This is a genomic window from Roseobacter phycocola (assembly GCF_042055075.2).
Classification (GTDB): domain Bacteria; phylum Pseudomonadota; class Alphaproteobacteria; order Rhodobacterales; family Rhodobacteraceae; genus Roseobacter.
Genome location: NZ_CP194010.1, coordinates 874,280 through 896,335, shown reverse-complemented (window position 1 = coordinate 896,335; position 22,056 = coordinate 874,280). Strand labels below are relative to the sequence as shown.

General features: G+C 62.4%; 22 protein-coding genes and 1 riboswitch. Of the genes, 17 read left to right on the top strand and 5 right to left on the bottom strand.

Annotation, left to right across the window (positions count from 1 at the left end; all coding sequences use genetic code 11):
- Positions 1 to 8 precede the first annotated feature (8 nt).
- On the bottom strand, positions 9 to 626 hold the full coding sequence (locus tag AB4K19_RS04375) for a TetR/AcrR family transcriptional regulator (protein ID WP_436399167.1): 618 nt from the start codon (positions 624 to 626) through the stop codon (positions 9 to 11).
- Between the two features lie 121 nt (positions 627 to 747).
- On the opposite strand from AB4K19_RS04375, the gene AB4K19_RS04370 reads away from it, so the two are divergent.
- From AB4K19_RS04370 to AB4K19_RS04350, 5 genes are read left to right on the top strand one after another with little or no spacing between them, the layout of a single operon-like run.
- Positions 748 to 1,803 (top strand): extracellular solute-binding protein, encoded by a 1,056-nt coding sequence (locus AB4K19_RS04370; RefSeq protein ID WP_375230698.1) that lies wholly within the window; start codon positions 748 to 750, stop codon positions 1,801 to 1,803.
- Complete coding sequence (locus AB4K19_RS04365; RefSeq protein WP_375230697.1) at positions 1,800 to 2,651, top strand: ABC transporter permease; 852 nt, start codon at positions 1,800 to 1,802, stop codon at positions 2,649 to 2,651. The genes AB4K19_RS04370 and AB4K19_RS04365 overlap by 4 nt, the downstream gene beginning before the upstream one ends.
- On the top strand, positions 2,648 to 3,421 hold the full coding sequence (locus tag AB4K19_RS04360) for an ABC transporter permease (protein WP_375230696.1): 774 nt from the start codon (positions 2,648 to 2,650) through the stop codon (positions 3,419 to 3,421). Before AB4K19_RS04365 ends, AB4K19_RS04360 begins: the two co-directional genes overlap by 4 nt.
- Positions 3,418 to 4,458 (top strand): ABC transporter ATP-binding protein, encoded by a 1,041-nt coding sequence (locus AB4K19_RS04355; protein WP_436399164.1) that lies wholly within the window; start codon positions 3,418 to 3,420, stop codon positions 4,456 to 4,458. The genes AB4K19_RS04360 and AB4K19_RS04355 overlap by 4 nt, the downstream gene beginning before the upstream one ends.
- Positions 4,459 to 4,461: 3 nt before the next feature.
- Positions 4,462 to 5,193 (top strand): MBL fold metallo-hydrolase, encoded by a 732-nt coding sequence (locus AB4K19_RS04350; protein ID WP_375230694.1) that lies wholly within the window; start codon positions 4,462 to 4,464, stop codon positions 5,191 to 5,193.
- Between the two features lie 32 nt (positions 5,194 to 5,225).
- Here the strand turns inward: AB4K19_RS04350 and AB4K19_RS04345 are convergent, their stop codons facing one another.
- From AB4K19_RS04345 to cobO, 3 genes are all read right to left on the bottom strand, one after another.
- Positions 5,226 to 7,406, bottom strand: coding sequence for a xanthine dehydrogenase family protein molybdopterin-binding subunit (locus AB4K19_RS04345; protein ID WP_375230693.1), 2,181 nt, complete (start codon positions 7,404 to 7,406; stop codon positions 5,226 to 5,228).
- 1 nt (position 7,407) lies between these two features.
- The gene (locus tag AB4K19_RS04340; protein WP_375230692.1) at positions 7,408 to 7,872 is read right to left on the bottom strand and encodes a (2Fe-2S)-binding protein; all 465 of its coding nucleotides are present in this window, start codon (positions 7,870 to 7,872) and stop codon (positions 7,408 to 7,410) included.
- 134 nt (positions 7,873 to 8,006) lie between these two features.
- Positions 8,007 to 8,615, bottom strand: a complete 609-nt coding sequence (gene cobO, locus AB4K19_RS04335; protein ID WP_436399161.1) for a cob(I)yrinic acid a,c-diamide adenosyltransferase — start codon at positions 8,613 to 8,615, stop codon at positions 8,007 to 8,009.
- 84 nt (positions 8,616 to 8,699) lie between these two features.
- Positions 8,700 to 8,891, top strand: a riboswitch (cobalamin riboswitch).
- Between the two features lie 87 nt (positions 8,892 to 8,978).
- On the opposite strand from cobO, the gene AB4K19_RS04330 reads away from it, so the two are divergent.
- Genes AB4K19_RS04330 through cobJ form a run of 7 tightly spaced genes read left to right on the top strand, consistent with a single transcriptional unit; the run spans position 8,979 to position 16,906 of the window.
- The gene (locus AB4K19_RS04330) at positions 8,979 to 9,356 is read left to right on the top strand and encodes a DUF1636 family protein (protein WP_375230691.1); all 378 of its coding nucleotides are present in this window, start codon (positions 8,979 to 8,981) and stop codon (positions 9,354 to 9,356) included.
- Positions 9,349 to 10,404 (top strand): cobalamin biosynthesis protein CobW, encoded by a 1,056-nt coding sequence (gene cobW / locus AB4K19_RS04325; protein ID WP_375230690.1) that lies wholly within the window; start codon positions 9,349 to 9,351, stop codon positions 10,402 to 10,404. Before AB4K19_RS04330 ends, cobW begins: the two co-directional genes overlap by 8 nt.
- A gap of 6 nt (positions 10,405 to 10,410) precedes the next feature.
- Positions 10,411 to 13,671 (top strand): cobaltochelatase subunit CobN, encoded by a 3,261-nt coding sequence (gene cobN, locus AB4K19_RS04320; RefSeq protein WP_375230689.1) that lies wholly within the window; start codon positions 10,411 to 10,413, stop codon positions 13,669 to 13,671.
- A complete protein-coding gene (locus AB4K19_RS04315; RefSeq protein ID WP_375230688.1) occupies positions 13,668 to 14,819 on the top strand; it encodes a precorrin-3B synthase in 1,152 nt (383 codons plus the stop codon). The genes cobN and AB4K19_RS04315 overlap by 4 nt, the downstream gene beginning before the upstream one ends.
- Positions 14,809 to 15,438, top strand: coding sequence for a precorrin-8X methylmutase (locus AB4K19_RS04310; protein WP_375230687.1), 630 nt, complete (start codon positions 14,809 to 14,811; stop codon positions 15,436 to 15,438). The genes AB4K19_RS04315 and AB4K19_RS04310 overlap by 11 nt, the downstream gene beginning before the upstream one ends.
- Positions 15,435 to 16,160, top strand: coding sequence for a precorrin-2 C(20)-methyltransferase (gene cobI / locus AB4K19_RS04305; RefSeq protein WP_375230686.1), 726 nt, complete (start codon positions 15,435 to 15,437; stop codon positions 16,158 to 16,160). The genes AB4K19_RS04310 and cobI overlap by 4 nt, the downstream gene beginning before the upstream one ends.
- Positions 16,157 to 16,906 (top strand): precorrin-3B C(17)-methyltransferase, encoded by a 750-nt coding sequence (gene cobJ / locus AB4K19_RS04300; protein WP_375230685.1) that lies wholly within the window; start codon positions 16,157 to 16,159, stop codon positions 16,904 to 16,906. The genes cobI and cobJ overlap by 4 nt, the downstream gene beginning before the upstream one ends.
- Here the strand turns inward: cobJ and AB4K19_RS04295 are convergent.
- Positions 16,882 to 17,637 (bottom strand): cobalt-precorrin-6A reductase, encoded by a 756-nt coding sequence (locus AB4K19_RS04295; RefSeq protein ID WP_375230684.1) that lies wholly within the window; start codon positions 17,635 to 17,637, stop codon positions 16,882 to 16,884. The genes cobJ and AB4K19_RS04295 overlap by 25 nt on opposite strands.
- Here AB4K19_RS04295 and cbiE point away from each other — a divergent pair.
- From cbiE to cobA, 5 genes are read left to right on the top strand one after another with little or no spacing between them, the layout of a single operon-like run.
- Positions 17,636 to 18,835 (top strand): precorrin-6y C5,15-methyltransferase (decarboxylating) subunit CbiE, encoded by a 1,200-nt coding sequence (gene cbiE / locus AB4K19_RS04290; protein WP_375230683.1) that lies wholly within the window; start codon positions 17,636 to 17,638, stop codon positions 18,833 to 18,835. The genes AB4K19_RS04295 and cbiE overlap by 2 nt on opposite strands.
- The gene (locus AB4K19_RS04285) at positions 18,832 to 19,197 is read left to right on the top strand and encodes a cobalamin biosynthesis protein (RefSeq protein WP_375230682.1); all 366 of its coding nucleotides are present in this window, start codon (positions 18,832 to 18,834) and stop codon (positions 19,195 to 19,197) included. The genes cbiE and AB4K19_RS04285 overlap by 4 nt, the downstream gene beginning before the upstream one ends.
- Positions 19,197 to 19,991: a precorrin-4 C(11)-methyltransferase gene (cobM, locus tag AB4K19_RS04280; protein ID WP_375230681.1), complete on the top strand. Its 795-nt coding sequence runs from the start codon at positions 19,197 to 19,199 to the stop codon at positions 19,989 to 19,991. The genes AB4K19_RS04285 and cobM overlap by 1 nt, the downstream gene beginning before the upstream one ends.
- The gene (locus AB4K19_RS04275; RefSeq protein WP_436399155.1) at positions 19,984 to 21,300 is read left to right on the top strand and encodes a cobyrinate a,c-diamide synthase; all 1,317 of its coding nucleotides are present in this window, start codon (positions 19,984 to 19,986) and stop codon (positions 21,298 to 21,300) included. The genes cobM and AB4K19_RS04275 overlap by 8 nt, the downstream gene beginning before the upstream one ends.
- Positions 21,297 to 22,016 (top strand): uroporphyrinogen-III C-methyltransferase, encoded by a 720-nt coding sequence (cobA, locus tag AB4K19_RS04270; RefSeq protein ID WP_375230680.1) that lies wholly within the window; start codon positions 21,297 to 21,299, stop codon positions 22,014 to 22,016. The genes AB4K19_RS04275 and cobA overlap by 4 nt, the downstream gene beginning before the upstream one ends.
- Positions 22,017 to 22,056 lie beyond the last annotated feature (40 nt).

Genomic DNA, 22,056 nt, shown 5'->3' with positions numbered 1-22,056 from the left:
GGCGGAGATCAGTACGCCGAAATCATTGCGGCAACGGGGCCTGTCTGGCGCGCCACCCGCTGACGGAGCGTCTCCAGTGTCATCGCGTCTTCTTTCACAAAGTCGATGAAGTTCTGGTTGAGGTTGTTGAAGAGCAGCGTGCCCAGTGCCTCACTGTCGTGACTGGCCTCCACCTCTCCGCTCGCCTGCAGCGCACGCACGAGATCAGTGACCTGTTGCGCAAGACGGTCGTCCAGTGCGCTGTAGCGCTGGCCGTTGCGGGTTCCCGGTGCCTCAATGGACAGGGCCATTGCAGTGCGCCACATCTCCTTGGACAGATACTCCAGCGAGTGATCAAAATAACTGAAGATCAGCGTCAGCAGCGCGCTTCCGGCACCCTCTGGTGGATCGGCCACAATGGCTGCGCCTGCCTCAAGCACTTCCTCGACTTCCATGGCAACAACCGCGATCAGAATGTCGCCCTTGTTCTGATAGTAATTGTAGACAGTGCCGACTGAGACGCCGGCATCGCGCGCGATATCCTCGATTCGGACGGACCGGTAACCGCTTGCCCGGAACATGCGTACGGCAGCCCCCAGAATGCGCTCCTGGCGGTCGGCCTTCTGTTTTTCACGCAACCCGGACATTTGATATCCATGCTTCCCGGCTTATTTCACAACAAGTCTTGACTGAAATAATGAATAGCTTCAACTTTTTTCAAAAGCTGCGGCCAAAGCGCAGCACCGACATGAACATGGGAGACAGAATATGAGCCGACTGACTTTTGCCCTGCTGGGCACCACCGCGCTGACGCTGACCACTGGTGCTGCCCTTGCAGAGGGGGAAATCAACGCGCTGGTCTGGTGCGATCACACGGACCCGGGCCTGATCGAACCTTTTGAGCAGGAATTCGGCGTCAAGGTGAACCTGCGCGAATACGAGGGTACCGGGGCCGCCCTGGCGCTGCTGGAACAGTCCCGACCCGGTGACTGGGATGTGCTTGTGATCGACGGTATCGACGTCTTCAGGGCCGTTGATGCGGGCCTTCTGGCCCCCCTGCCTGCCGAAGACCTGCCAACCGGTGACTTTTTCCCCGAGGTTGTCATGGCAGAGAACAACATCGTGGATGGCGTAACCTACGCTGTCACCGAGAAGTTCGGATACAACACGATCTCGTATAACGCGGATAAGGTTGACCCTGCCGATATGCAGAACCTGGCGACTGTCTGGTCCGAAAAATATGACGGGCGTATCAGCATCTATGACTACTACCTGCCGGTGATGGGTCTGGCCGCAATCGCGAACGGCATTGAGACCGCAGGCCTCGACAAGGGATCGCTGGACACGATCGGCGGCACGCTGGGTGAGATGCGGTCGCGGGCTGCGTCCGTTGCCGGCGTCGTTGCCGCACAGACAGCGCTGGCAACCGGTGAAGTGGACATTGTTGTTGGCGGCGGTGAATGGCTCACAGCCGTGCTCGCCGAAGAACAACCCGAGCTGACCTGGACCATTCCGGATCAGGGTGCCGTCCGCTGGGCACAGTCTATCGGCGTGCTGGAAAGCAGCGAAAACAAGGACATGGCCCTTGAGTTCGTGAAATATATCACGAGCCCCGAAGGTCAGGCGCGTCTTGCCACATCCTCCTGCTTCTGGGGCATGCCCGCCAATGCCAAAGCAGGCGATTTCCTGTCGGACGACCAGAAATCGGTGCTGCGGTGGGATGAACAGCAGGACTATCTGGCGCGGACACAGCTCTATCCCGCGCCCGACACGGACCTCGACATTGAAATGCAGGACCTCTGGCTCGACACGCTCCAGCAGTGAGCCATCCGGGCGAACAACGCCGGGGCTGGAGTTTTGTCGCTCCGGCCCTGATGTGGACACTGGCCTTCTTTGTCCTGCCCTTTGTGGTGATGGGCGCAATGAGCCTCGCGACCCTTGAAGGGCGCACACTTGTCTGGGGCCTGTCCTTCGCCAACTATGCTGAGTTGACGGAAAAAGCGTACCTGTGGCGCGCCATTATGGTGTCGCTGGAGATCACCGTAACCGTCACGCTGGTCTCCGTGGTGCTGGCCTATCCGCTGGCCTGGATCATCGCGTTCCACGTGCCGGCCCGCTGGCAGCGGCTGGCACTGTTGCTGGCGATCCTGCCGTTCTGGACGTCTTATGTCGTGCGCTCATACGCCTGGCTTCTGGTGCTCGCGCGCGAGGGGGTGATCAATCAGACCATGATGACGCTCGGGCTCATCTCCGAGCCGCTGACGCTCGCGAATACCCGCTTTGCAACGATCACCGGGTTTGTGCACTTCTTCGTCATGCTGCTGACGCTGACGATCTATGCCAATCTGGTGCAGCTTTCCCCAAATTACCGGCGTGCAGCTATGGATCTGGGAGCCTCCGCGTTCCAGACCTTCCGGCATGTGATCCTGCCGCTCACCCTGCCCGGGATCGTCACGGGTGCCTTTCTGACCTTTGTGCTGTGCATCGGCGATTATGTCACGCCGCAGATCCTGGGCGGGAACACCGAACTGACTGTGCCACAGGTGATCATGGTCCAGCTGGGCCGCCGCGCGGATTTCCCGCTGGCCTCGGCCCTGGCCATCGTACTGATGGCGATTGTAACGCTGGTTTATCTGCTGTCGGCACGGTGGCTGAGGCTGGACCGGATATGATGCGCCTGCTGCCCTGGCTTTACCTGTTGATCGCCTTTGTCTTCATTTACCTGCCGGTCGCAGCCCTGGTGCTGTTTTCCTTTCAGGACGGCCGCCTGCCCGTACCGCCCTTTGAGGGGCCGTCACTGCGATGGTACCGCGACATTCTGAGTGACAGCGATGTGACGCAGGCCCTGGCCAATTCGCTCATGGTAGCGATGGGGTCTGCTACTGTTGCCTGCGTTCTGGGCTTTCTGGCGGCATATGGCCTTGCGCGTCATGTTCTGCCCGGGTCCGCGCTGATGCGCGGGTTGCTGATCGCGCCACTGACTGTGAGTTACCTGATTGTGGGGCTCGGGCTGCTCATCGTCATTCAGCGTACAGGCCTCGGGCTGTCGCTCCTTACCGCTGGCATTGGCCATGTCGTGATCAATCTGCCCCTGTGTTTTGCCATCATTTACGCGTCGATGGGCGCCCAGCAGCAGAATGCAGAACGCGCCGCGCGTGACCTCGGCGCCAGTGAATTCCGGGTCGTCACGCTGGTGACGGTACCGATGCTGGCACCGGCAATTGCCGCGGCCTTTTTCCTGTCCGTCACGCTTAGCTGGGATGAGTTTATCATTTCTTTCCTGCTCACCCGCTTTGACGTCACCCTGCCCGTCGAGATCTGGTCCATGCTCAGATCCGGTCTGTCGCCGCGTCTGAATGCCATCGGCAGCTTTGTTTTCCTCGTTTCGGTCACCGTCGTCCTGATCCTCGAAATCCTTGTTTTCAGAAAGCGGCGCTCATGACAGCCCCTGTATCCCTGACCGGTCTGAACCATTGGTTTGCCGATTTTCACGCTCTGAAAGACATCGACCTCGACATCGGCGCCGGAGAATACGTCACGCTGCTCGGGCCTTCGGGCTGCGGCAAGACCACCCTGCTGTCCGTTCTGGGCGGTTTCATCATGCCGACGGCGGGTAATGTGCTGATCGGGGGGCAGGACATGACACATGTCGCCCCTGCACGCAGGCCAACCACAACGATGTTTCAGGACTATGCGCTCTTTCCGCATATGTCATTGCGGGACAATGTGGCTTTTGGCCTGCGCATGGCCGGTCAGGCGCGTGCCACGCGGCACAAACGGGCCGCTGCGATGCTCGAACTTGTGGGGCTCGGTCATGCACCGATGGCCCGGCCACATGAGCTGTCCGGCGGGCAACGGCAGCGCGTGGCCCTGGCGCGCGCCCTGGCTGTTGAGCCGGACGTGTTACTGCTTGATGAACCGCTCGGGGCGCTCGATCTGAAACTCCGGCGCGCCATGCAGGACGAACTCAAGGCCATCCAGCGCCAGATCGGCACAACCTTCGTGCATGTGACCCATGATCAGGAGGAAGCCATGGCGATCGCAGACCGGATTGTTGTGATGAACGCGGGCCGGATCGAGGATCAGGGACCGCCCGCCCGGATCTACCGTACCCCGGCTACCCTGTTTACGGCTGATTTCATGGGTGAAATGAACCACATCCCTGCAAAGTTCGATGCCGGTTCTGCCCGCTCGGCTCTGGGCGCACTGCCGGCGGATGGCCAGGGTGGTCAGGCGGCGGTGATCTGTATCCGTCCCGAAGCATTCCGGGACAGCCCGGGCGCGCTTGATACCGGTCCCTGCACCATCAGGGATATTGCCTTCTTTGGCACACATATCCGCGCGCACCTGCAACCCGATGCAGCCCCCGACCTGACACTGGTCGCCCACCTGCCCCCCGACAGGACAGCAGCGCCCGGTGACACGATCCGGCTTTACGCCGATCATGATGCAGCCAGCGTATTCGCAGCAGAGGACTAGGACATGGACCGCATTGAGGCAAAGGACTGGTACCGTACAAAGCGTTTTGCCGATGACATCACACTGATCGACGAGCCCTTTATCCAGACATTCTACAGATGCAACATCTGGCATGTACGGGGCCGGGACCGGGATATGCTGGTGGACAGCGGCATGGGTGTTGTGTCGCTGCGGGAATGGGTGCCGCTGGTGACAGAACGCGATCTGACCGCCGTGGCCAGCCACACACATTTCGACCATATCGGCTGTCATCACGAATTTCCCGACCGGTGCGTACACCGGCTTGAGGCGGATATTATCGCGGATCCGACGCGGGTCGCGACGCTGGCAGATCCTTATGTGACCGACGACATCTTTGATGCGCTGCCGCCCCAGCCTTATGCCTCAGCTGATTATACTGTGCGGTCGGCGCCTGCCACGCGGTTGCTGGAGGACAACGATGTGATTGACCTGGGTGACCGGCATTTTGACGTCATCCATACACCGGGTCATTCACCAGGTGGAATCGCGCTCTGGGAGGCCGCAACGGCGACGCTTTTCTCCGGCGATATTGTCTATGATGGCCCGCTGATCGAAGACACTTACCATGCAGACGCGGGTGACTATTACCGGTCGATGGTCCGGCTCTATGATCTGCCTGTACGCACCGTACATGGTGGTCACTTCGGCAGTTATGACCAGGCGCGGCACCGTGAGATCATCCGCGCCTGGCTTGATGAGAAGGAAAATGGCTGAGCGGCAGAAAAATCCCACCGCTCAACAGGTTATCAGACGAAGCTTACGCCATTTTCTGCCATCGGCAGGCTGGACACACGCAGCGCGCTGCTGGCTGCGATCGCATTGGCCAGCGCGGGTGCTGCAGGGGGTGTTCCCGGCTCACCGACGCCGGTGGGCGCTTCGGCCGATGTCACGATATGCGTCTCAATGGCGCCGATGTCGCTGATGCGCAGCGGCTCGTAGTCCGGGAAGTTGAACTGATCCACGGCACCATCGGTCAGCGTGATCTGGTCGCGCATCACATGCCCGATACCATAGCCGATACCGCCCTCCATCTGCGCCCTGATCACATCAGGGTTCACCGCGATGCCACAGTCAACCGCACAGGTGACTTTCTCGATTTTCACGCCATCGTCTGCAGTGCCGGTAATTTCAACAACTTCAGCGACATATGTACCAAAGCTCTTGTGCACAGCGACACCCTGCGCACGCCCTGCGGCAGCACTACCCCACCCGGCCTTTTCAGCGGCCAGTTTCAGAACACCGGCCATGCGCTGTTGGTCTGCTTCTCCGCCTTCCAGGTATTTCAGCCGGAACGCCACAGGATCCTGGCCTGCGGCATCGGCGGCCATATCCATCATGACCTCCATGGCATACGCCGTGTGCGTATGCCCCACCGCGCGCCACCACAACGTGCTTGTCGCCTTTTCCGTGTCCGTCAGGCCAAAGCTGGCACCCGGGATTTGGTAAGGTGTGTCCGCAGCCCCTTCGACAGAGCTGTGATCCACGCCGTCATGCACAGAGAACCCTTCAAAGGCGGTGCCCTTCATGATCGATTGTCCCGCAATCCGGTGCTCCCAGCCGACGATGTCCCCTGCGTCATCCAGACCAACCCGCACCCGGTGCCCGAAAGCCGGGCGGTAATACCCACTGCGCAGATCGTCCTCGCGCGACCAGACCAGCTTCACAGGGCGGGACCTGTCGGTCATCACAAAAGCCAGTGCCGCCTCAACCTGGTAATCCGCCGTCGGCGTGGCACGCCGCCCGAAAGACCCACCAGCCAGCATGGTGTTGATGCTGATTTTCTCCATCGGCAGCTGGAAGATTTCCGCCATCGCCATATGCGGCCCCGTTGGAAACTGACAGCCGTCATGCAGCAGGATGCCACCATCGTCGGTTGCTTCGATGGTGCAGTTCAGCGGCTCCATCGGCGCATGCGCCAGCAGCGGAAAATAGAACGTTTTTTCAACAACCTGCGATGCTTCGTCGATCGCCGCGCGCGTTGCCGCCACATCGGTTTTATTGACGTTGTAGGTCGGCTCTGCCTCAAGGGCGGCCCGGATTTCCGTCTCGATCTGATCCGAACTGCGGGTTTCCGCCGCAGACGTATCCCAGGTGACATCCAGCGCATCGCGCGCCTGCATCGCAGCCCAGGTGTTCTCGGCATAAACCGCCACGCCTGCCTGGTTCGGCAGAACAGCCGCACGGATGTAGCCCTTTACGTCCTGCGCGGCCGTATCGTCAAAACCGGTGGCCAGCGCACCGCGCTGTTCCGGCCGGGCGATCATGGCAATCATCTGATCGGGCAGGTGCAGGTCCATCGCATATATGGCCTTGCCGTTGCCCTTGATCGCACTGTCGAGCCGCCGCACATCGGCATTGCCAATGAGGCGGAACGACGCCGGGTCTTTCAGAGTTGGCTCCGCCGGCGCATCGAGGGTCGCGCCATCCGCCACAAAATCACCCAGCGGCGCGGCGTTTCCGGCGCCCGTGATCATGCCTTCGACGATGTCCAGCGACGCGGGATCCGCATCCCATGCTTTGGCTGCAGCGCGGATCAGTACGTCCCGCGCGGCAGCACCAGCCTGGCGGTACTGCATGAACGAGTTGGCCATGGCGGTCGACCCGCCCGTGCCCTGAAACGGCCCGAACATCAGATTGTTGTAGACCTGCGGATCAGAGGGCGCGAATTCATAGCCGATCTGGTCCATGCGCAGGCCCATTTCCTCAGCGATCAGCGTGCTGAGACCTGTTGCCGGCCCCTGCCCTTTTTCAATGTGTTTGACGATCGCGGTCACGGACCCGTCCGCGCCGATTTTGACAAAGGGGTTCAGCTGGGCACCACTGCTGCCCGCAGCCAGCGCACCGTCCGGACGCAGGCCAACCATAAGAACGGCGCCCGTTGCTGCAGCGCCTTTGAGAAACCCGCGGCGTGAAGTGTTGATGGTCATATCAGGCCTCCAGGATTTCTGCTGCGCGCTGGATACCGGCGCGGATGCGTTGATACGTGGCGCACCGGCAGGCATTGCCATACATGTAGCTGTCGATTTCATCGGCGGTGGGTTTGGGGTTTTCACTCAGCAACCCCACAGCGGACATGATCTGCCCGGACTGACAGTAGCCACACTGCACCACATCAAGTTCAACCCACGCCTGCTGGACGGCAGCCCCGATTTTGGTGTCTTCCATCGCCTCAATCGTTGTGATCTCGGCGTCTTCAACGTCTTCGACATAGGTCTGGCACGAGCGCACCGGTGTTCCGTCCAGATGGACCGTGCAGGCGCCGCAGGATGCAACGCCGCATCCGAACTTCGTGCCTGCCATTTTCAGTTCGTCACGGATCACCCACAAAAGTGGTGTCCCGGGTTCGGCATCAACCGTATGGGTTCTGCCGTTCAGCTTCAGCGAAATTGCCATGAAAAACCTCCGTGCTGTTTGTGGATGACTTGTGGCATCCCACCGCATCTCACAAGTATAGCGCGAAAATTTTTTCGGACGCCACCGAAAATGAACCGATCAGTTCAGCGGCAGAATCCCGCCATACAGCCGGGTCAGAATTCAACGCCCTTCTGCGCTTTGACGCCGTCGCGGAACGGATGCCGGACAAGGTTCATTTCGGTCACAAGGTCGGCGGCTTCGATCAGTTCCGGTTTGGCATTGCGCCCGGTCAGGCAGACATGTGTCATGTGCGGCTTTTCATTCTGCAGAAAGGCAACCACCTCGTCGATATCAAGGTAGTCATAGCGCAGCGCGATATTGATCTCATCCAGCAGGACAAAGCCGATCTCGGGATCAAGTATCTGCTCTTTGGCGATCTTCCACCCGTTCTGAGCCGCGGCAATGTCACGTTCGCGGTCCTGGGTTTCCCAGGTAAACCCTTCTCCGGATACGAAAAACCGGCACTCGTCAGCAAAACGCGTCCGCAGGAACGACTTTTCCCCGGTGTCCCAGTTGCCTTTGATGAACTGCACCACTGCACAGGGAATCTGATGCGCGATACAGCGCATGATCATCCCAAAACCCGAAGATGACTTACCTTTGCCCGGTCCGGTGTGGACCATGATCAGACCCTTTTCCTCGGTCTTGGTCTCCATCATTCTGTCGCGCGCCGCCTTGATTTTGCGCATCTTTTCGGCGTGGCGTTCGTTCTCGTCGGTCATCGGGGCTCTCCGCTGGCAGCTTTGGGCGCACTAAAGGCAGCCCCCGGACGGATGGTCAACCATTGACATCCCCTGCAGTGGCTGAACTATGCGCATTCTGATGGTTGTTCCGGGTCAGACCGGGACGCAAAAGGGAACACGGTGAAATGCCGTGGCTGCCCCCGCAACTGTAAGCGGAGAGCGCATCTGCACCAAGCCACTGGCCTGTACGGCCGGGAAGGCGCAGCGGCGCGGTGATCCGCGAGCCAGGAGACCTGCCATCGCACAATGCAATTTGGCCCGGGCGGGGTGTCCCGGAGGAGAAAGATATGACGTACCCAGCTGCTGAACGCATGCCTGTCCGCCGGTCCGGGAGGACCCCGCATGACTGAGAAAACCGAACTGCTCGTCTGCATCAAATGCAAGCGCGGCACCGAAGTTACCGACGATGGCGAACGCCCCGGCACCCGCCTGATCGAAGAACTGGAGGCGCGCGGCATGCCGGAAGGTGTGACGCTAAAGGCCGCAGAATGTCTGCAGAACTGCGACCATGGCTGTTCGGTCGCGCTGCGCGGCGGGCCTGGAAAATGGACGTATGTGTACGGAAATCTGCACGAGACGTCGCATCTGGACACGCTGCTGGAGGGCGCGGCGCTCTATCATGAGACCAAGGATGGTCTGATCCCGTGGCGCACCCGCCCGGAACATTTCAAACGCAACTGTATCGCGCGCATTCCGCCGCTGGAGGACAACAATGGCTGATCTGGCAAAACTGCCCGTCACCGTAATCACGGGCTTTCTGGGCTCGGGCAAAACCACTCTGATTTCCAACCTGATCCGCAACCCCGGCGGCAAGCGCCTCGCGGTTGTTGTGAACGAGTTCGGCGACGTGGGCGTGGACGGCGATATCCTGAAAAGCTGTGCTATTCCGGACTGCCCGGCGGAAAATATCATGGAACTGGCGAACGGCTGCATCTGCTGCACCGTGGCCGATGATTTCATCCCGACGATCGAGGCGCTGATGGCGCTGGAGCCGCGCCCCGAGCACATTCTGATTGAAACCTCCGGACTGGCGCTGCCGAAGCCACTGCTCAAGGCGTTCGACTGGCCGGATATCCGCTCGAAGATCACCGTGGATGGCGTGATTGCTCTGGCAGATGCGGAGGCCGTTGCCGCGGGCCGGTTTGCACCGGATGTCGCGGCCGTGGATGCCCAGCGTCTGGCGGATGACAGCATTGATCACGAAACGCCGCTGTCTGAGGTCTTTGAGGACCAGATTTCCTGCGCCGATATCATTCTGCTGACCAAACCCGACCTGGCCGGTCCGGAGGGTATTGCAAAGGCACGCGCCGTGATTGAAGCCGAAAGCCCGCGCGCCATTCCGGTGGTAGAGGTCGCGGAGGGCGAAGTGGACCCCCGCATCATTCTGGGTCTTGAGGCGGCTGCCGAAGACGACATGGATGCACGGCCCTCGCACCATGACGGGCACGATGATCATGAGCATGATGATTTCGATTCCGTTGTGGTCGATATCCCCGAGGTGGCCGATCCTGCCGACCTCGTCGCGCGGATTGAAGACCTTGCACGCAGCCAGAACGTGCTGCGGGTCAAAGGCTATGCAGCTGTCGCCGGAAAACCGATGCGGCTGCTGGTCCAGGCAGTGGGCGCCCGTGTGCGTCACCAGTATGACCGCCCCTGGGGCGCGGATGAGCCGCGCGCCGGGCGTCTTGTCGTGATCGGCGAGCATGATGACGTCAGCCTGGAGGCCATCCGCGCTGTGCTGTCCCCTGCCCGTGAGGCTGCCGAGTAACAGCCCATGCATGTTGTCTTCCGCGAAAGTCATGGTCTGGAGGAGACAGAGACGCCAACCGATCTGGGCCAGACGCCCGCAGATCTGGTGGTGCTCAGCCTGTCGGATTCAGACCTGGGCGCTCTTGCGGAAGCATGGCATCGTGGCGGCGGCCCTGATGGCCGCCTGCCCGGGCTGCGGCTGGCCAATATCGCAGCACTCAAACATCCGCTTTCTGTGGACACCTATGTGGAGCAGACACTCGCTGGCGCAAAAGGTATCCTGATCAGGCTGATCGGCGGTGTTCCCTACTGGCCCTACGGCCTGCAGCAGATCGAGGCGCTGGCCCGGCAAAAAGGCATCGCGCTGGCAGTTCTGCCCGCAGATGGCCGCACCGATGACCGTCTCGACGCGGTCTCTACCCTGCCTGTCTCAACACTCCGGCGGCTGCAACACCTGTGCGATACCGGCGGCGTGGTGGCATGGCAGGCGGCCCTGGCGCAGATGGCGCTGGCATCCGGTCTTTATGCAGGCCCCGTGCGCGGGGCAAAGACACTGCCTGTCGTCGGCGGCTGGACGCCCGAACACGGTGTGACCTGCCCGGTTCTGGCCTGCGGGGCGGAAAAGCCGCTCGTTCTGGTCGTTTTCTACCGCTCCTACCTCGTTGCCACCGATCTGGCCCCGGTCGAGGGGTTATTTGCGGTTCTCCGGGACGAAGGTTTCAGCGTGATGGGCCTCTTTGCCCCCTCGCTCAAGGCACCGGGGGCTGCGGAATGGCTGCGGCGCCAGTGCGCGCATCTGCAACCTGCAGCCATCGTGAATGCCACGTCTTTTTCAGGGCAAGGGGCGCAGGGGCGGTCTCCTCTGGATGCCGCCGAGGTCCCGGTCTTCCAGGTGGCGCTGGCCACCTCGCGGCAGGACGCCTGGGCAGAAGCCGAGCGCGGTCTGTCGCCCGCCGACCTTGCCATGCATGTTGTGCTGCCAGAGGTGGATGGCAGGATTTTCGCAGGCGTGGCGTCGTTCAAGGAACCTCAGCCGCGCGATCCGCACCTGGAATTTTCGAGGTTCGTGCACAAGGCACACAAAGAAAGACTCCGTGCCATTGCCCGGCGCGTAAAAGGCTGGACCTCTCTTGCCGCGAAAGCGCCCCGAGACCGGCGCGTCGGCATTCTTCTGTCAACCTATCCGGGCCGCGACTGGAACCTGGCGCATGCGGTCGGGCTGGATGCGATTGCATCGGCTGACGCCGTACTCGAAGACCTGCGCGCCTCAGGATACAGCGCTGAAGGACGCGTTTCAGCGGAAGACTTTGAAACGTCTACCGAAATCTGGGACACGGCGTCTTACAAAGACGCACTTGGTCGCCTGCCGGCCGGTCCGCGTGCAGACCTCGAAGAAGCCTGGGGCACGCGTGAAAGCTCGATGCATATGCGTGCGTTCCGGCGCGGCAATGTTGTCGTGGGGCTGCAGCCCGAACGTGGCAATCCGCAGCACCGTGGTGACGAGTACCACGACCTGTCCCGGGTCCCGTGTCATGAATACGTCGGATCCTACCTCTGGCTGCGCGAACAGGTTGACGTCATCGTGCACATCGGGGCGCACGGGACGCTGGAATGGCTGCCCGGAAAGGCAGCCGCTCTGTCCGGAGACTGCTGGCCAGAGGTGCTGATCGGCGCGACGCCGGTCATTTACCCCTTCATTGTGAACGACCCTGGCGAAGCTGCCCAGGCCAAGCGGCGCATCGGCGCAGTCACCCTCGGCCATATCCCGCCACCGATGGCAAAGGCCGCCACCCCGGCCCGGCTGACCCGTCTCGAAGCACTGCTGGACGAGTTTTCCAATGCGGACGGTCTGGATCCGAAACGGCGTGACAGGCTGCAGGGCGATATCCGCGATGAGGCCCGAGCCCTGGGCGTTGAGGATGAACTGGGGCTGGATGCTGCCGGCTGCGCGGCGGAGGCCATCACCCGCATCGACCGCTTCGTCTGTGACGTGAAAGACAGCCAGTTCGGCGACGGTCTGCATATCTGGGGCCGGACGCCGCCCGGCGCCGCTCACTTTGACACCGCAACCTCGGCTAGCGCAGAACGCCACAGCCTAACAGCAGCGCTGGACGGGCGACGTATTGACGGCGGGCCTTCGGGATCCCCCTGGCGCGGGCGCATGGACGTGCTACCCACCGGGCGCAACCTTTATACAGTTGATCAGCGGTCTGTACCGACGCGCGCCGCATTTGCACAGGGGCAAAAACTCGCATCCGAATTCGTGCGACGTTACCTGCAGGACGAAGGCGACTGGCCCCGCACGCTTGTGGTCGATCTCTGGGGTTCAGCCACCATGCGCACGGCGGGCGAAGAATTCGCCATGGCACTTGATCTGATGGGGGTCCGGCCGGTCTGGGATGAGAAATCGGAGCGCGTCTCGGGCATCGAAGTGGTCCCGATCACCGAACTGGACCGCCCCCGCGTTGATGTCACGCTGCGGGTCTCCGGCCTTTTCCGCGATGTGTTCCAGACGCTCACTGCGCTTTACGCTCAGGCCGTCCGGGTGCTGGCCGCCCGTGACGAAGCGCCGGACTGGAATCCCTATGTCACGGCAGGCGGATCACGTATCTTCGGCCCCGAACCCGGCAGTTTCGGCGTGGCGATAGACCCGTTGATCGGCGACTATTCTGAAGCCGCGCGCAAAGCGGCGGGCGAGGCCTGGCTGGCGGCATCATCCTGGGCGATCGACGGGGCCGAGATCACGCATGAGCCCGACACCTTGCGCCGCCGGGTGGCGGATGCCGGGGCCTTCCTGCATCTGCAGGATCTGCCGGAAACGGACATCCTGCTGGCCAGCGATTATGCCACACATGAAGCGGGATTTGCCGCCGCCCAGGGCGTGACCGGAGGCAACGCCCGCCTCTTCCATCTCGATGCCACGGATATGGATCACCCGCGCAGCCGCACCCTGGCCGAGGAGGTAGCAAAGGTCGTGCACGGGCGCGCAACGCAGCCTGATTGGATTGCGGGCATGCGCAGACACGGGTTTCGTGGCGCTGCCGAAATCGCCGCAACACTGGAAAACATGGCCGCTTTTGCACAACTGGCTGATGTTGTTCAGAGCCATCTTTTCGATCTCTACTATGACGCCACACTGGGCGATCCGGAGGTTAACGGATTTCTGACGGACGCAAATCCTGAAGCGCATGCCGCCATGAAAGACCGGTTCGCCGCCCTTCATGCAGCAGGGCTGTGGAAGTCGCGGCGCAATTCAATCCTTGCCGCGCTGGAGGCCGCCGAATGAGCGATGCGCCCCGGATCAGGGGCTGGTGCCCCGGCGCCTGGCGGCCGATGATGTCGGGTGACGGACTTGTTGTCCGCATCAGACCGCTGCGCAACCGTTTGTCGCGCGATCAGGTGTCTGCCCTTGCCAGCCTGGCCGTCCGGTACGGCAACGGGATCATCGATCTGACGTCGCGCGCCAATCTTCAGATCCGCGGCGTCAGCCCGGACCAGCACGATGAACTGCTGCGCCATCTGGCCAGTGCCGGGCTGCTGGATGTGGACGCCGAAACCGAAGTGCGGCGCAATATTCTGTGTTCGCCGTTCTGGCAGGATGATGACCGCACCACGTGTCTGCATGACGCGCTTCTGGCGCGGATCACGGAAATGCCCGAACTGCCCGCAAAGATGGGGATTGCAGTCGATACAGGCGCGGGCCGATTGCTGGCAAAGAACCCCGCGGATTTCCGTTTTGAAAATGATGCAGAGGGATCGCTCATCCTGCGTGCCGATGGCGCCGCGACAGGCAGCAGGATTTCGGAAACAGACGCCCCGGACGCTCTGCTGGAAATGGCGCACTGGTTTGTCCTGAGTCGTGGCCCCGAGGCCGGACGCATGAAACGGCATCTCAGAGACGTCGCTCTGCCGGAAGAATTCACCGGCACAGCCCCGGCCCCAGCGGTCTCGACACCTCAGCCAGGGCGGCACCGGGAAGGCATGCTGCTTGGGGCGGCGTTTGGCGCGCTTGAGGCCAGCGCCCTGCTGGAACTGATGGGCCGCGCCGATGTGGCCGGCATCAGGACAACGCCCTGGCGCATGTTTCTGGCGGAGACACACCAGCCGTTTGACACAGCCCACTTTATCAGCACCCCGGGGGACCCCGCGCTGCGCATCAGTGCCTGCCCGGGCGCGCCCAGCTGCGATCAGGCGCAGGCACCCACACGCCCGCTGGCCCGCCATCTTGCGACCCTTCTGGCGGCGGATCAGAGCCTGCATGTTTCCGGATGCTCCAAGGGCTGCGCCCACCGCAACGATGCGGATATTACTGTCGTGGGAAACGCGGGCGCATTCGATCTTGTCAGAAACGGCACAGCATGGGATGAGCCGCTCCGGCGCACTCTGTCCGGGGAAGACATTGCAAAGGAAGTGGCACAACGAAATGCCCTATGAATACGAAAAGAACGGCGCGGCGATCTATCTGGAAAGCTTCGCCACGATCCGGGCTGAGGCCAGCCTCGGCCGGTTCGACAAGGACGCCGAACAGGTTGTGGTGCGCATGATCCATGCCGCCGGGATGGTCGGGCTGGAAGAGCACGTGCAGGTGTCGGACGGGATGGTGCCTGCCGCACGCGCTGCCCTTGAGAGCGGCGCGCCCATTTTTTGCGACGCCTATATGGTCAGCGAGGGTGTGACGCGCAAACGTCTCCCGGCAGAAAATGACGTGATCTGCACGCTGCGTGACCCTCGGGTACCGGACATGGCGCAGGCGCTTGGCACCACCCGGTCGGCCGCAGCACTGGAGTTGTGGCGTGACCGCCTGGAAGGCGCACTCGTCGCGATTGGCAACGCGCCCACAGCGCTTTTTCACCTGCTGGAGATGCTGGAAGACCCGTCCTGCCCGCGCCCTGCCGCGATCATCGGATGCCCGGTGGGTTTCGTTGGCGCACGTGAGAGCAAAGAAGCGCTCTGGGCCGCGCAGCCTGTCCCGTCTATCATTGTGAACGGACGTCTCGGAGGCAGCGCGATCACCGTTGCGGCCATCAACGCCATCGCGAGCCGCGCAGAATGACCGGCACCCTCTATGGCGTGGGCCTCGGGCCCGGTGATCCCGAGCTGATGAGCGTGCGCGCCGACAGGCTGGTCCGGTCCACGCGTCATATCGCCTGGTTCCGCAAGGCCGGGCGCGCAGGCCGCGCGCGCAGCATCGTCGAAGGCATGTTCCGCGACGACGTGGAAACTTTTGCCATGGAATACCCGGTCACCACGGAGATTCCGCTGAGCGATCCGCGCTACAATGAAATCCTGTCGGCCTTTTATGCCGAATGCTGCGGACAGCTCGAAGCAACTGTGCGCAGTGGCGAGGATGTCGTGGTGCTGTGTGAGGGAGACCCGTTTTTCTACGGCTCATTCATGCATGCCTACACCCGCCTCAAAGACCGCATTCCGGTCGAGGTTGTGCCCGCCATTACCGGTATGTCCGCCGCCTGGACAGCCACCGGTGCGCCGGTCACATGGGGCGATGACATCCTGTCGACGGTCATGGGCACGCTGGACGGAGACACCCTGGCTGATGCGATGAAACGGGCAGACGCCCTGGTGGTCATGAAAATCGGTCGCAACCTGCCAAAGGTGCGCCGCGCGCTGGAGGCAGCGGGTAAAACAGACCGCGCGGTGCTCGTGGAATACGCCAGCATGGAAGGGCAGCGTGTCTGCCCGCTGGTGGAATATGAGGGCAAAACCCTGCCCTATTTCTCCATCATCATCGTGCATGGGCAGGGCCGGCGCCCGTGACCGGCAGTGTTGTCATCGCAGGTCTGGGACCGGGCACGGATGCCATGGTCACGCCAGAGGTGACCCAGGCGCTGGAAAGAGCCACCGACGTTGTGGGCTACATCCCTTATGTGCGCCGTATCCCGCCACGCGCAGGCCTGACCCTGCATGAAAGCGACAACCGGGTTGAGCTGGACCGTGCCCGCCATGCGCTGGAAATGGCCGTTTCGGGTAAAAAGGTGGTCGTGGTCAGCTCTGGCGATCCGGGGGTCTTCGCGATGGCCTCGGCGGTTTTTGAGGCTGTTGAGGATGGACCCGCCGAATGGCGCACCCTGAGCATTCAGGTCCTGCCCGGGATAACGGCCATGCTGGCAGCAGCAGCGGCCTCAGGCGCGCCGCTTGGCCATGATTTCTGTGCAATCAATCTCAGTGACAACCTCAAACCATGGGCGCTCATTGAAAAGCGCCTGAGGCTGGCGGCAGAGGGTGATTTCGCCATGGGGTTTTACAACCCCCGCTCCAAGGCGCGGCCTGAAGGATTTGCGCGGGTCCTGGAGGTTCTTGGCGAGGTCTGCGAACCGGAGCGGCTCATCATTTTCGCCCGTGCGGTCAGCACGCCAGAGCAGAAAATTCGCGTGGTGCCACTGGCCGAAGCAACGCCGGACATGGCCGACATGCGCACCGTTGTGCTGGTCGGCTCCTCGCGCACCCGTCTGATCCGGCGCGATGGTGCACCATATGTTTATACACCGAGGTCCGTGCCGTAATGAACCACCCAGTCAAGCACCTGCTGCGGGCTGACCAGTTCGCGACGTTCAGGAAGGTCCGGACGCCCAATCATCAGAACAGGCAGCCGAAGGGACCGGGCCGCCGCGATTTTGGCATAGGCCCCGGTGCCCCCCGAATTTTTGGACACCACGAGATCAATCCGATGCTGTTGAATCAGCCGCCGGTCGTCCTCTTCGGTGAACGGCCCGCGCGAGACAACAACCTCCGCCTTGGGAAACGGCAGTTTCTGTGCGGGCGGATCGACGAGCCGCAGCAGATAAAAGTGCTGCGGGTTGGGCGCGAAAGCCTCCAGATGCATCCGGCCCACGGCCAGCATGACCCTCGCCGCCGGCCGGTCAAGCGCGCGAACAGCGCCTTTGATACTGTCGACGTGCTGCCAGTCGTCCCCCGGCTGGGGCGCCCAGGCCGGACGGGTCAGGGCCGCAACCGGCAATTTGACACGGGCCGCTGCCGCAATGGCGTTGCGGCTCATCTGCGCCGAGAATGGATGTGTCGCATCCACAAGATGCGTCACCGAATTGTCGGTCAGATACCGGCTCAGACCATCAACACCGCCGAAACCACCGATCCGCAATGGCAGCGGCTGGCGCGCGGGACGTTCCACGCGGCCCGCGAGGGATACGACTGCCTTGAGGCCCGCCTCCGACACAGCGCGAGCGAGACGCGTGGCCTCAGTAGTCCCCCCAAGGATCAGCAGGTTCGGTGTCATGACTGAGACCCCCTGGATAACAATCGTCGGACTGGGCGAAGATGGACCGGATGGGCTGGCACCTGCAAGCCTTGCCGCACTCCGGTCTGCAGAAATTATCATGGGACCGCCCCGGCATCTCGCGCTGTTGCCGGACGTTCCTGCAAAGCGGATCGAATGGCCCGTTCCGTTTGCTGACGGTCTGGACATCCTCGAAGAATTCTCCGGCAGGCCGGTCGTGGTGCTCGCCTCGGGCGATCCGTTCTGGTTCGGTGCCGGAACTGTGCTGGCGAACAGGTTTGGGCGCGAGGCCCTGCGCGTGTTCCCCGGACCCTCCACCTTCTCACGGGCTGCGGCGCGGATGGGCTGGGCGCTGGAAAAGACGGTCTGTCTGGGACTGCACGCTGCCCCGCTTGCACGGATGCGCCCTTATCTGCACAACGGCGCGCACCTCCTGGTGACACTGAGGGATGGCGCGGCAGTTGCGCAGTTGTGCGATTATCTCGCCGATACCGGCTTCGGTACGTCCGTCGTGACCGTGATGGAAGCTCTGGGCGGGCCCTCAGAGCGCGTCACAGAAATGCAGGCGGACACGCCATCCGGAGACCCGTGGTCGCATCCGGTCTGCGCTGCAATCGCCGTATCCGGCAGCGGAGCCGTTGTACCGTCATGCAGCGGGCTGCCTGACGCTTTGTTTGAAACCGACGGTGTCATGACAAAGCGCGCGGTGCGGGCGATGACACTCTCCGCGCTGGCCCCCTGCCCGGGTGAGGTTCTGTGGGACATCGGCGGCGGTTCGGGTTCTGTGGCTGTCGAATGGCTGCTGGCGCATAACCGTTGCGACGCTTTCACGATTGAACCCCGCGCTGACCGGATCGCTTTGATCCGGGCAAATGCTGCAGCATTGGGCGCAGAGCGCCTGAACGTGATCGAAGGCACGGCTCCCGAAGCGCTTAGCGGGCTGCCTGTGCCGGATGCCGTGTTCATTGGTGGTGGGCTGACGGCCGCACTCCTCGAAGCCCTGAAAGAGCTTTTGCCGTCCGGCACGCGTCTGGTGGCGAATGCGGTGACGATGGAAGCCGAAGCCCTTCTTGTGGGTCTTCACGCAGAGAAAGGTGGGGACCTGCTGCGGCTGGAACTTTCGTCAGCAAAGGCACTCGGCACCAAACGCGGCTGGGATACAGCCTACCCGGTTGTTCAGTGGAGCGGCCGGTTATGATAGTCGCGGGCTTTGGATTTCGCAGCACAGTGACCGTGGCCGATCTCAGAGCTGCTCTGGGAGCAGCCGGCAGTGACCGGCCTGTCGACGCGCTTGCCACCGTGGCCGACAAAGCGACGACAGATGCCTTTGTCCGGTTTGCCGCAGCTGAAAACCTCGACATCATTCCGGTTGACGCAGATGCGCTAGCGCGGCAACAGACGCTGACGCAGTCCGCTGTGTCTGACGCCGCGCGCGGAACCGGGTCCGTTGCGGAGGCCGCGGCTCTCGCGGCAGCAGGCCACAGAGCACGGCTGCTTGCACCGCGTGTCGTTTCGGCAGACCGAACAGCCACCTGTGCTCTGGCAGAAGGAAAAGACTGATGACCGTTCACTTTATTGGTGCCGGACCCGGCGCACCCGATCTGCTGACCCTGCGGGGGCGCGATCTGATCGCCGCCTGCCCTGTGTGTCTTTATGCCGGATCGCTGGTGCCGGAGGCCGTTCTCGGCCATTGCCCGGACGGCGCAAAGATTGTGAATACCGCGCCGATGGACCTTGACGCCATCATCGATGAAATCGCCAAAGCACATGACGCCGGACTGGACGTGGCCCGTCTGCATTCCGGTGATCTGTCCGTGTGGTCCGCGATGGGCGAACAGACCCGCCGTCTGCGGGAACGGGGCATTCCCTATTCCGTCACACCGGGCGTGCCGTCCTTTGCCGCTGCCGCAGCCAGCCTCGGCCAGGAACTGACCCTGCCCGGCCTGTCTCAGTCTCTTGTCCTGACACGCACTCAGGGGCGCGCCTCCTCCATGCCGGACGGCGAAACGCTGGCAGGTTTCGGTACCACAGGTGCAACACTGGCACTGCACCTTTCCATCGGCAATCTCGCGCGTGTCGTCGAAGAGCTGACACCTTATTACGGGGCCGAGTGTCCGGTCGCGGTTGTGTTCCGCGCAACCTGGCCTGACGAACGCATCATCCGCGCAACGCTTGCAACAATCGAGGCGGAAATGGACCCGTCTGTGACGCGCACAGCCCTGATTTTTGTGGGCCCGTCTGTCAGCGGCGAAGGTTTCACAGAAAGCTGCCTTTACGCCGCAGACTACGACCGCCGGTACCGGCCGCAGACGGCCGACAGCCCCTGGTCAGAATGGAAACATGGCGATGACTGATACCCCTCCCGGCATTCTGATCTCCGCTCCCTCTTCCGGTACCGGCAAAACCACCGTGATGCTCGGCCTGTTGCGCGCGTTGCGGGACAAAGGCCTGCAGGTGCAACCCTTTAAATCCGGGCCGGATTATATCGACCCGGCGTTTCACCGGGCTGCATCGGGGCGTGCGTCCTTCAACATCGACACCTGGGCGATGCACGGGCCTCTGCTGGACGGCATTGCCGGCCAGATGCAGGGCGCTGACATCTGCGTCGCCGAAGGGTCCATGGGGCTCTATGACGGTGTGGCCACGCGCGGGCAGACCGGGTTCGGCTCCAGCGCGGAAACCGCAACGCGGATGGGCTGGCCTGTTGTGCTGGTGATCGACGTCGGCGGCCAGGCGCAGTCCGCAGCCGCAACCGCGCTCGGCTTTCGCGCCTATGCTCCTGATCTGCCCTTTGCAGGGGTGATCCTGAACCGTGTGGCCAGCCCGCGTCATGAACGTCTGGCCCGTCTCGGGATGGACCAGGCCGGGATCCGTGTTCTGGGCGTCCTGCCCCGGCGCGGCGACCTGACTTTGCCGGAACGGCACCTGGGTCTGATCCAGGCCGTGGAACACCCGGACCTTGAAGCGGCCATCGCGGGATATGCCGATTTTCTTTCTGAACATGTGGACGTCATGGCGATCCGCGAAGCGGCTGCGGGATCTGCGCCGGAAAAGAGCGGCACGCTGCCCACGCCACCCGCTCAGCGTATCGCGCTGGCGCGGGACGCCGCCTTTTCGTTCACCTATCCGCACCTTCTGCAAGGTTGGCGCGATGCCGGAGCAGAAATACTGCCATTTTCCCCGCTGGCAGATGAGGCGCCTGCGGCTGATGCTGATCTTGCCTGGCTGCCGGGGGGGTATCCGGAACTGCATGCGGGAACGCTTGCGGCTGCTGAAAACTTCATGGCCGGGCTCCGCCGGCACGCCGAAACACGGCCTGTGCATGGGGAGTGTGGCGGGTACATGGCCCTGGGGCGCACCCTGATCGACAAAGACGGAACAGCGCACGAGATGGCGGGTTTGCTGGGCCTGGTAACATCCTACGAAAAAAGAAAGTTTCACCTCGGTTACCGCCGGGCTGTTTTGCAACAGGGAATGCCCGGCTACACCGGCGGTCAGGCGCTGCGCGGGCATGAATTCCATTATTCCAGCATTCTGGAACAGCCCGACGCCCCGCTGGCAGATGTCTTTGACGCGGACGGCAACCCTGTGCCTGAAACCGGATCACACCAGGGTCATGTGTCCGGCACGTTCTTCCATCTGATCACGCCGGAGGCCCAATGAGCGGTTTTGTCTCGTTTGTCGGCTCAGGTCCCGGCGATCCCGAGCTCCTGACTCTCAAGGCCGTTGACCGCCTGAAGCGTGCAGATGCGGTGCTTTTTGATGATCTGTCCTCCGGCCCGATCCTCACACATGCGCGCGCGGGCGCCGATCTGGTCGGTGTCGGCAAACGCGCAGGACGTCCCTCCCCGCGTCAGGATCATGTCAGCCGGCTGCTGGTCGACTATGCACTGGAAGGCGGCAGGATCGTCCGGCTGAAATCGGGCGACAGCGGGCTGTTCGGGCGGCTGGAAGAAGAGCTTGTGGCACTGCGTGATGCCGGTATCGACTATGAAATCATCCCGGGCGTTCCTTCGGCGGTTGCGGCCGCTGCTGCCTGCGGCATCCCGCTCACGCGGCGGCTCACGGCGCGGCGGGTGCAGTTTGTCACAGGACACGACGCCAGAGGGACCCTGCCAGAAGATCTGGACCTCGCGGCCCTGGCAGATCCAACCGCCTGCACGGTTGTTTTCATGGGCAAACGGACGTTTCCGGCCTTGTGTCAGACGCTCATGGAAAAAGGCCTGCCTGCATCAACCCCTGCAATTCTGGCGGAGGCCGTGGGTACGCCCGACCAGGAGGTAACACGCAGCACTGTCGCAGACCTGGCGTCGAACCTGGCACAGGAAATCGGGACCAGACCGGCTCTCATCCTTTATGGCCCGCTGGCCGATATCTGACCGTGCGGACCCTGTGATACAAACATCTTCCAAAGTGCTG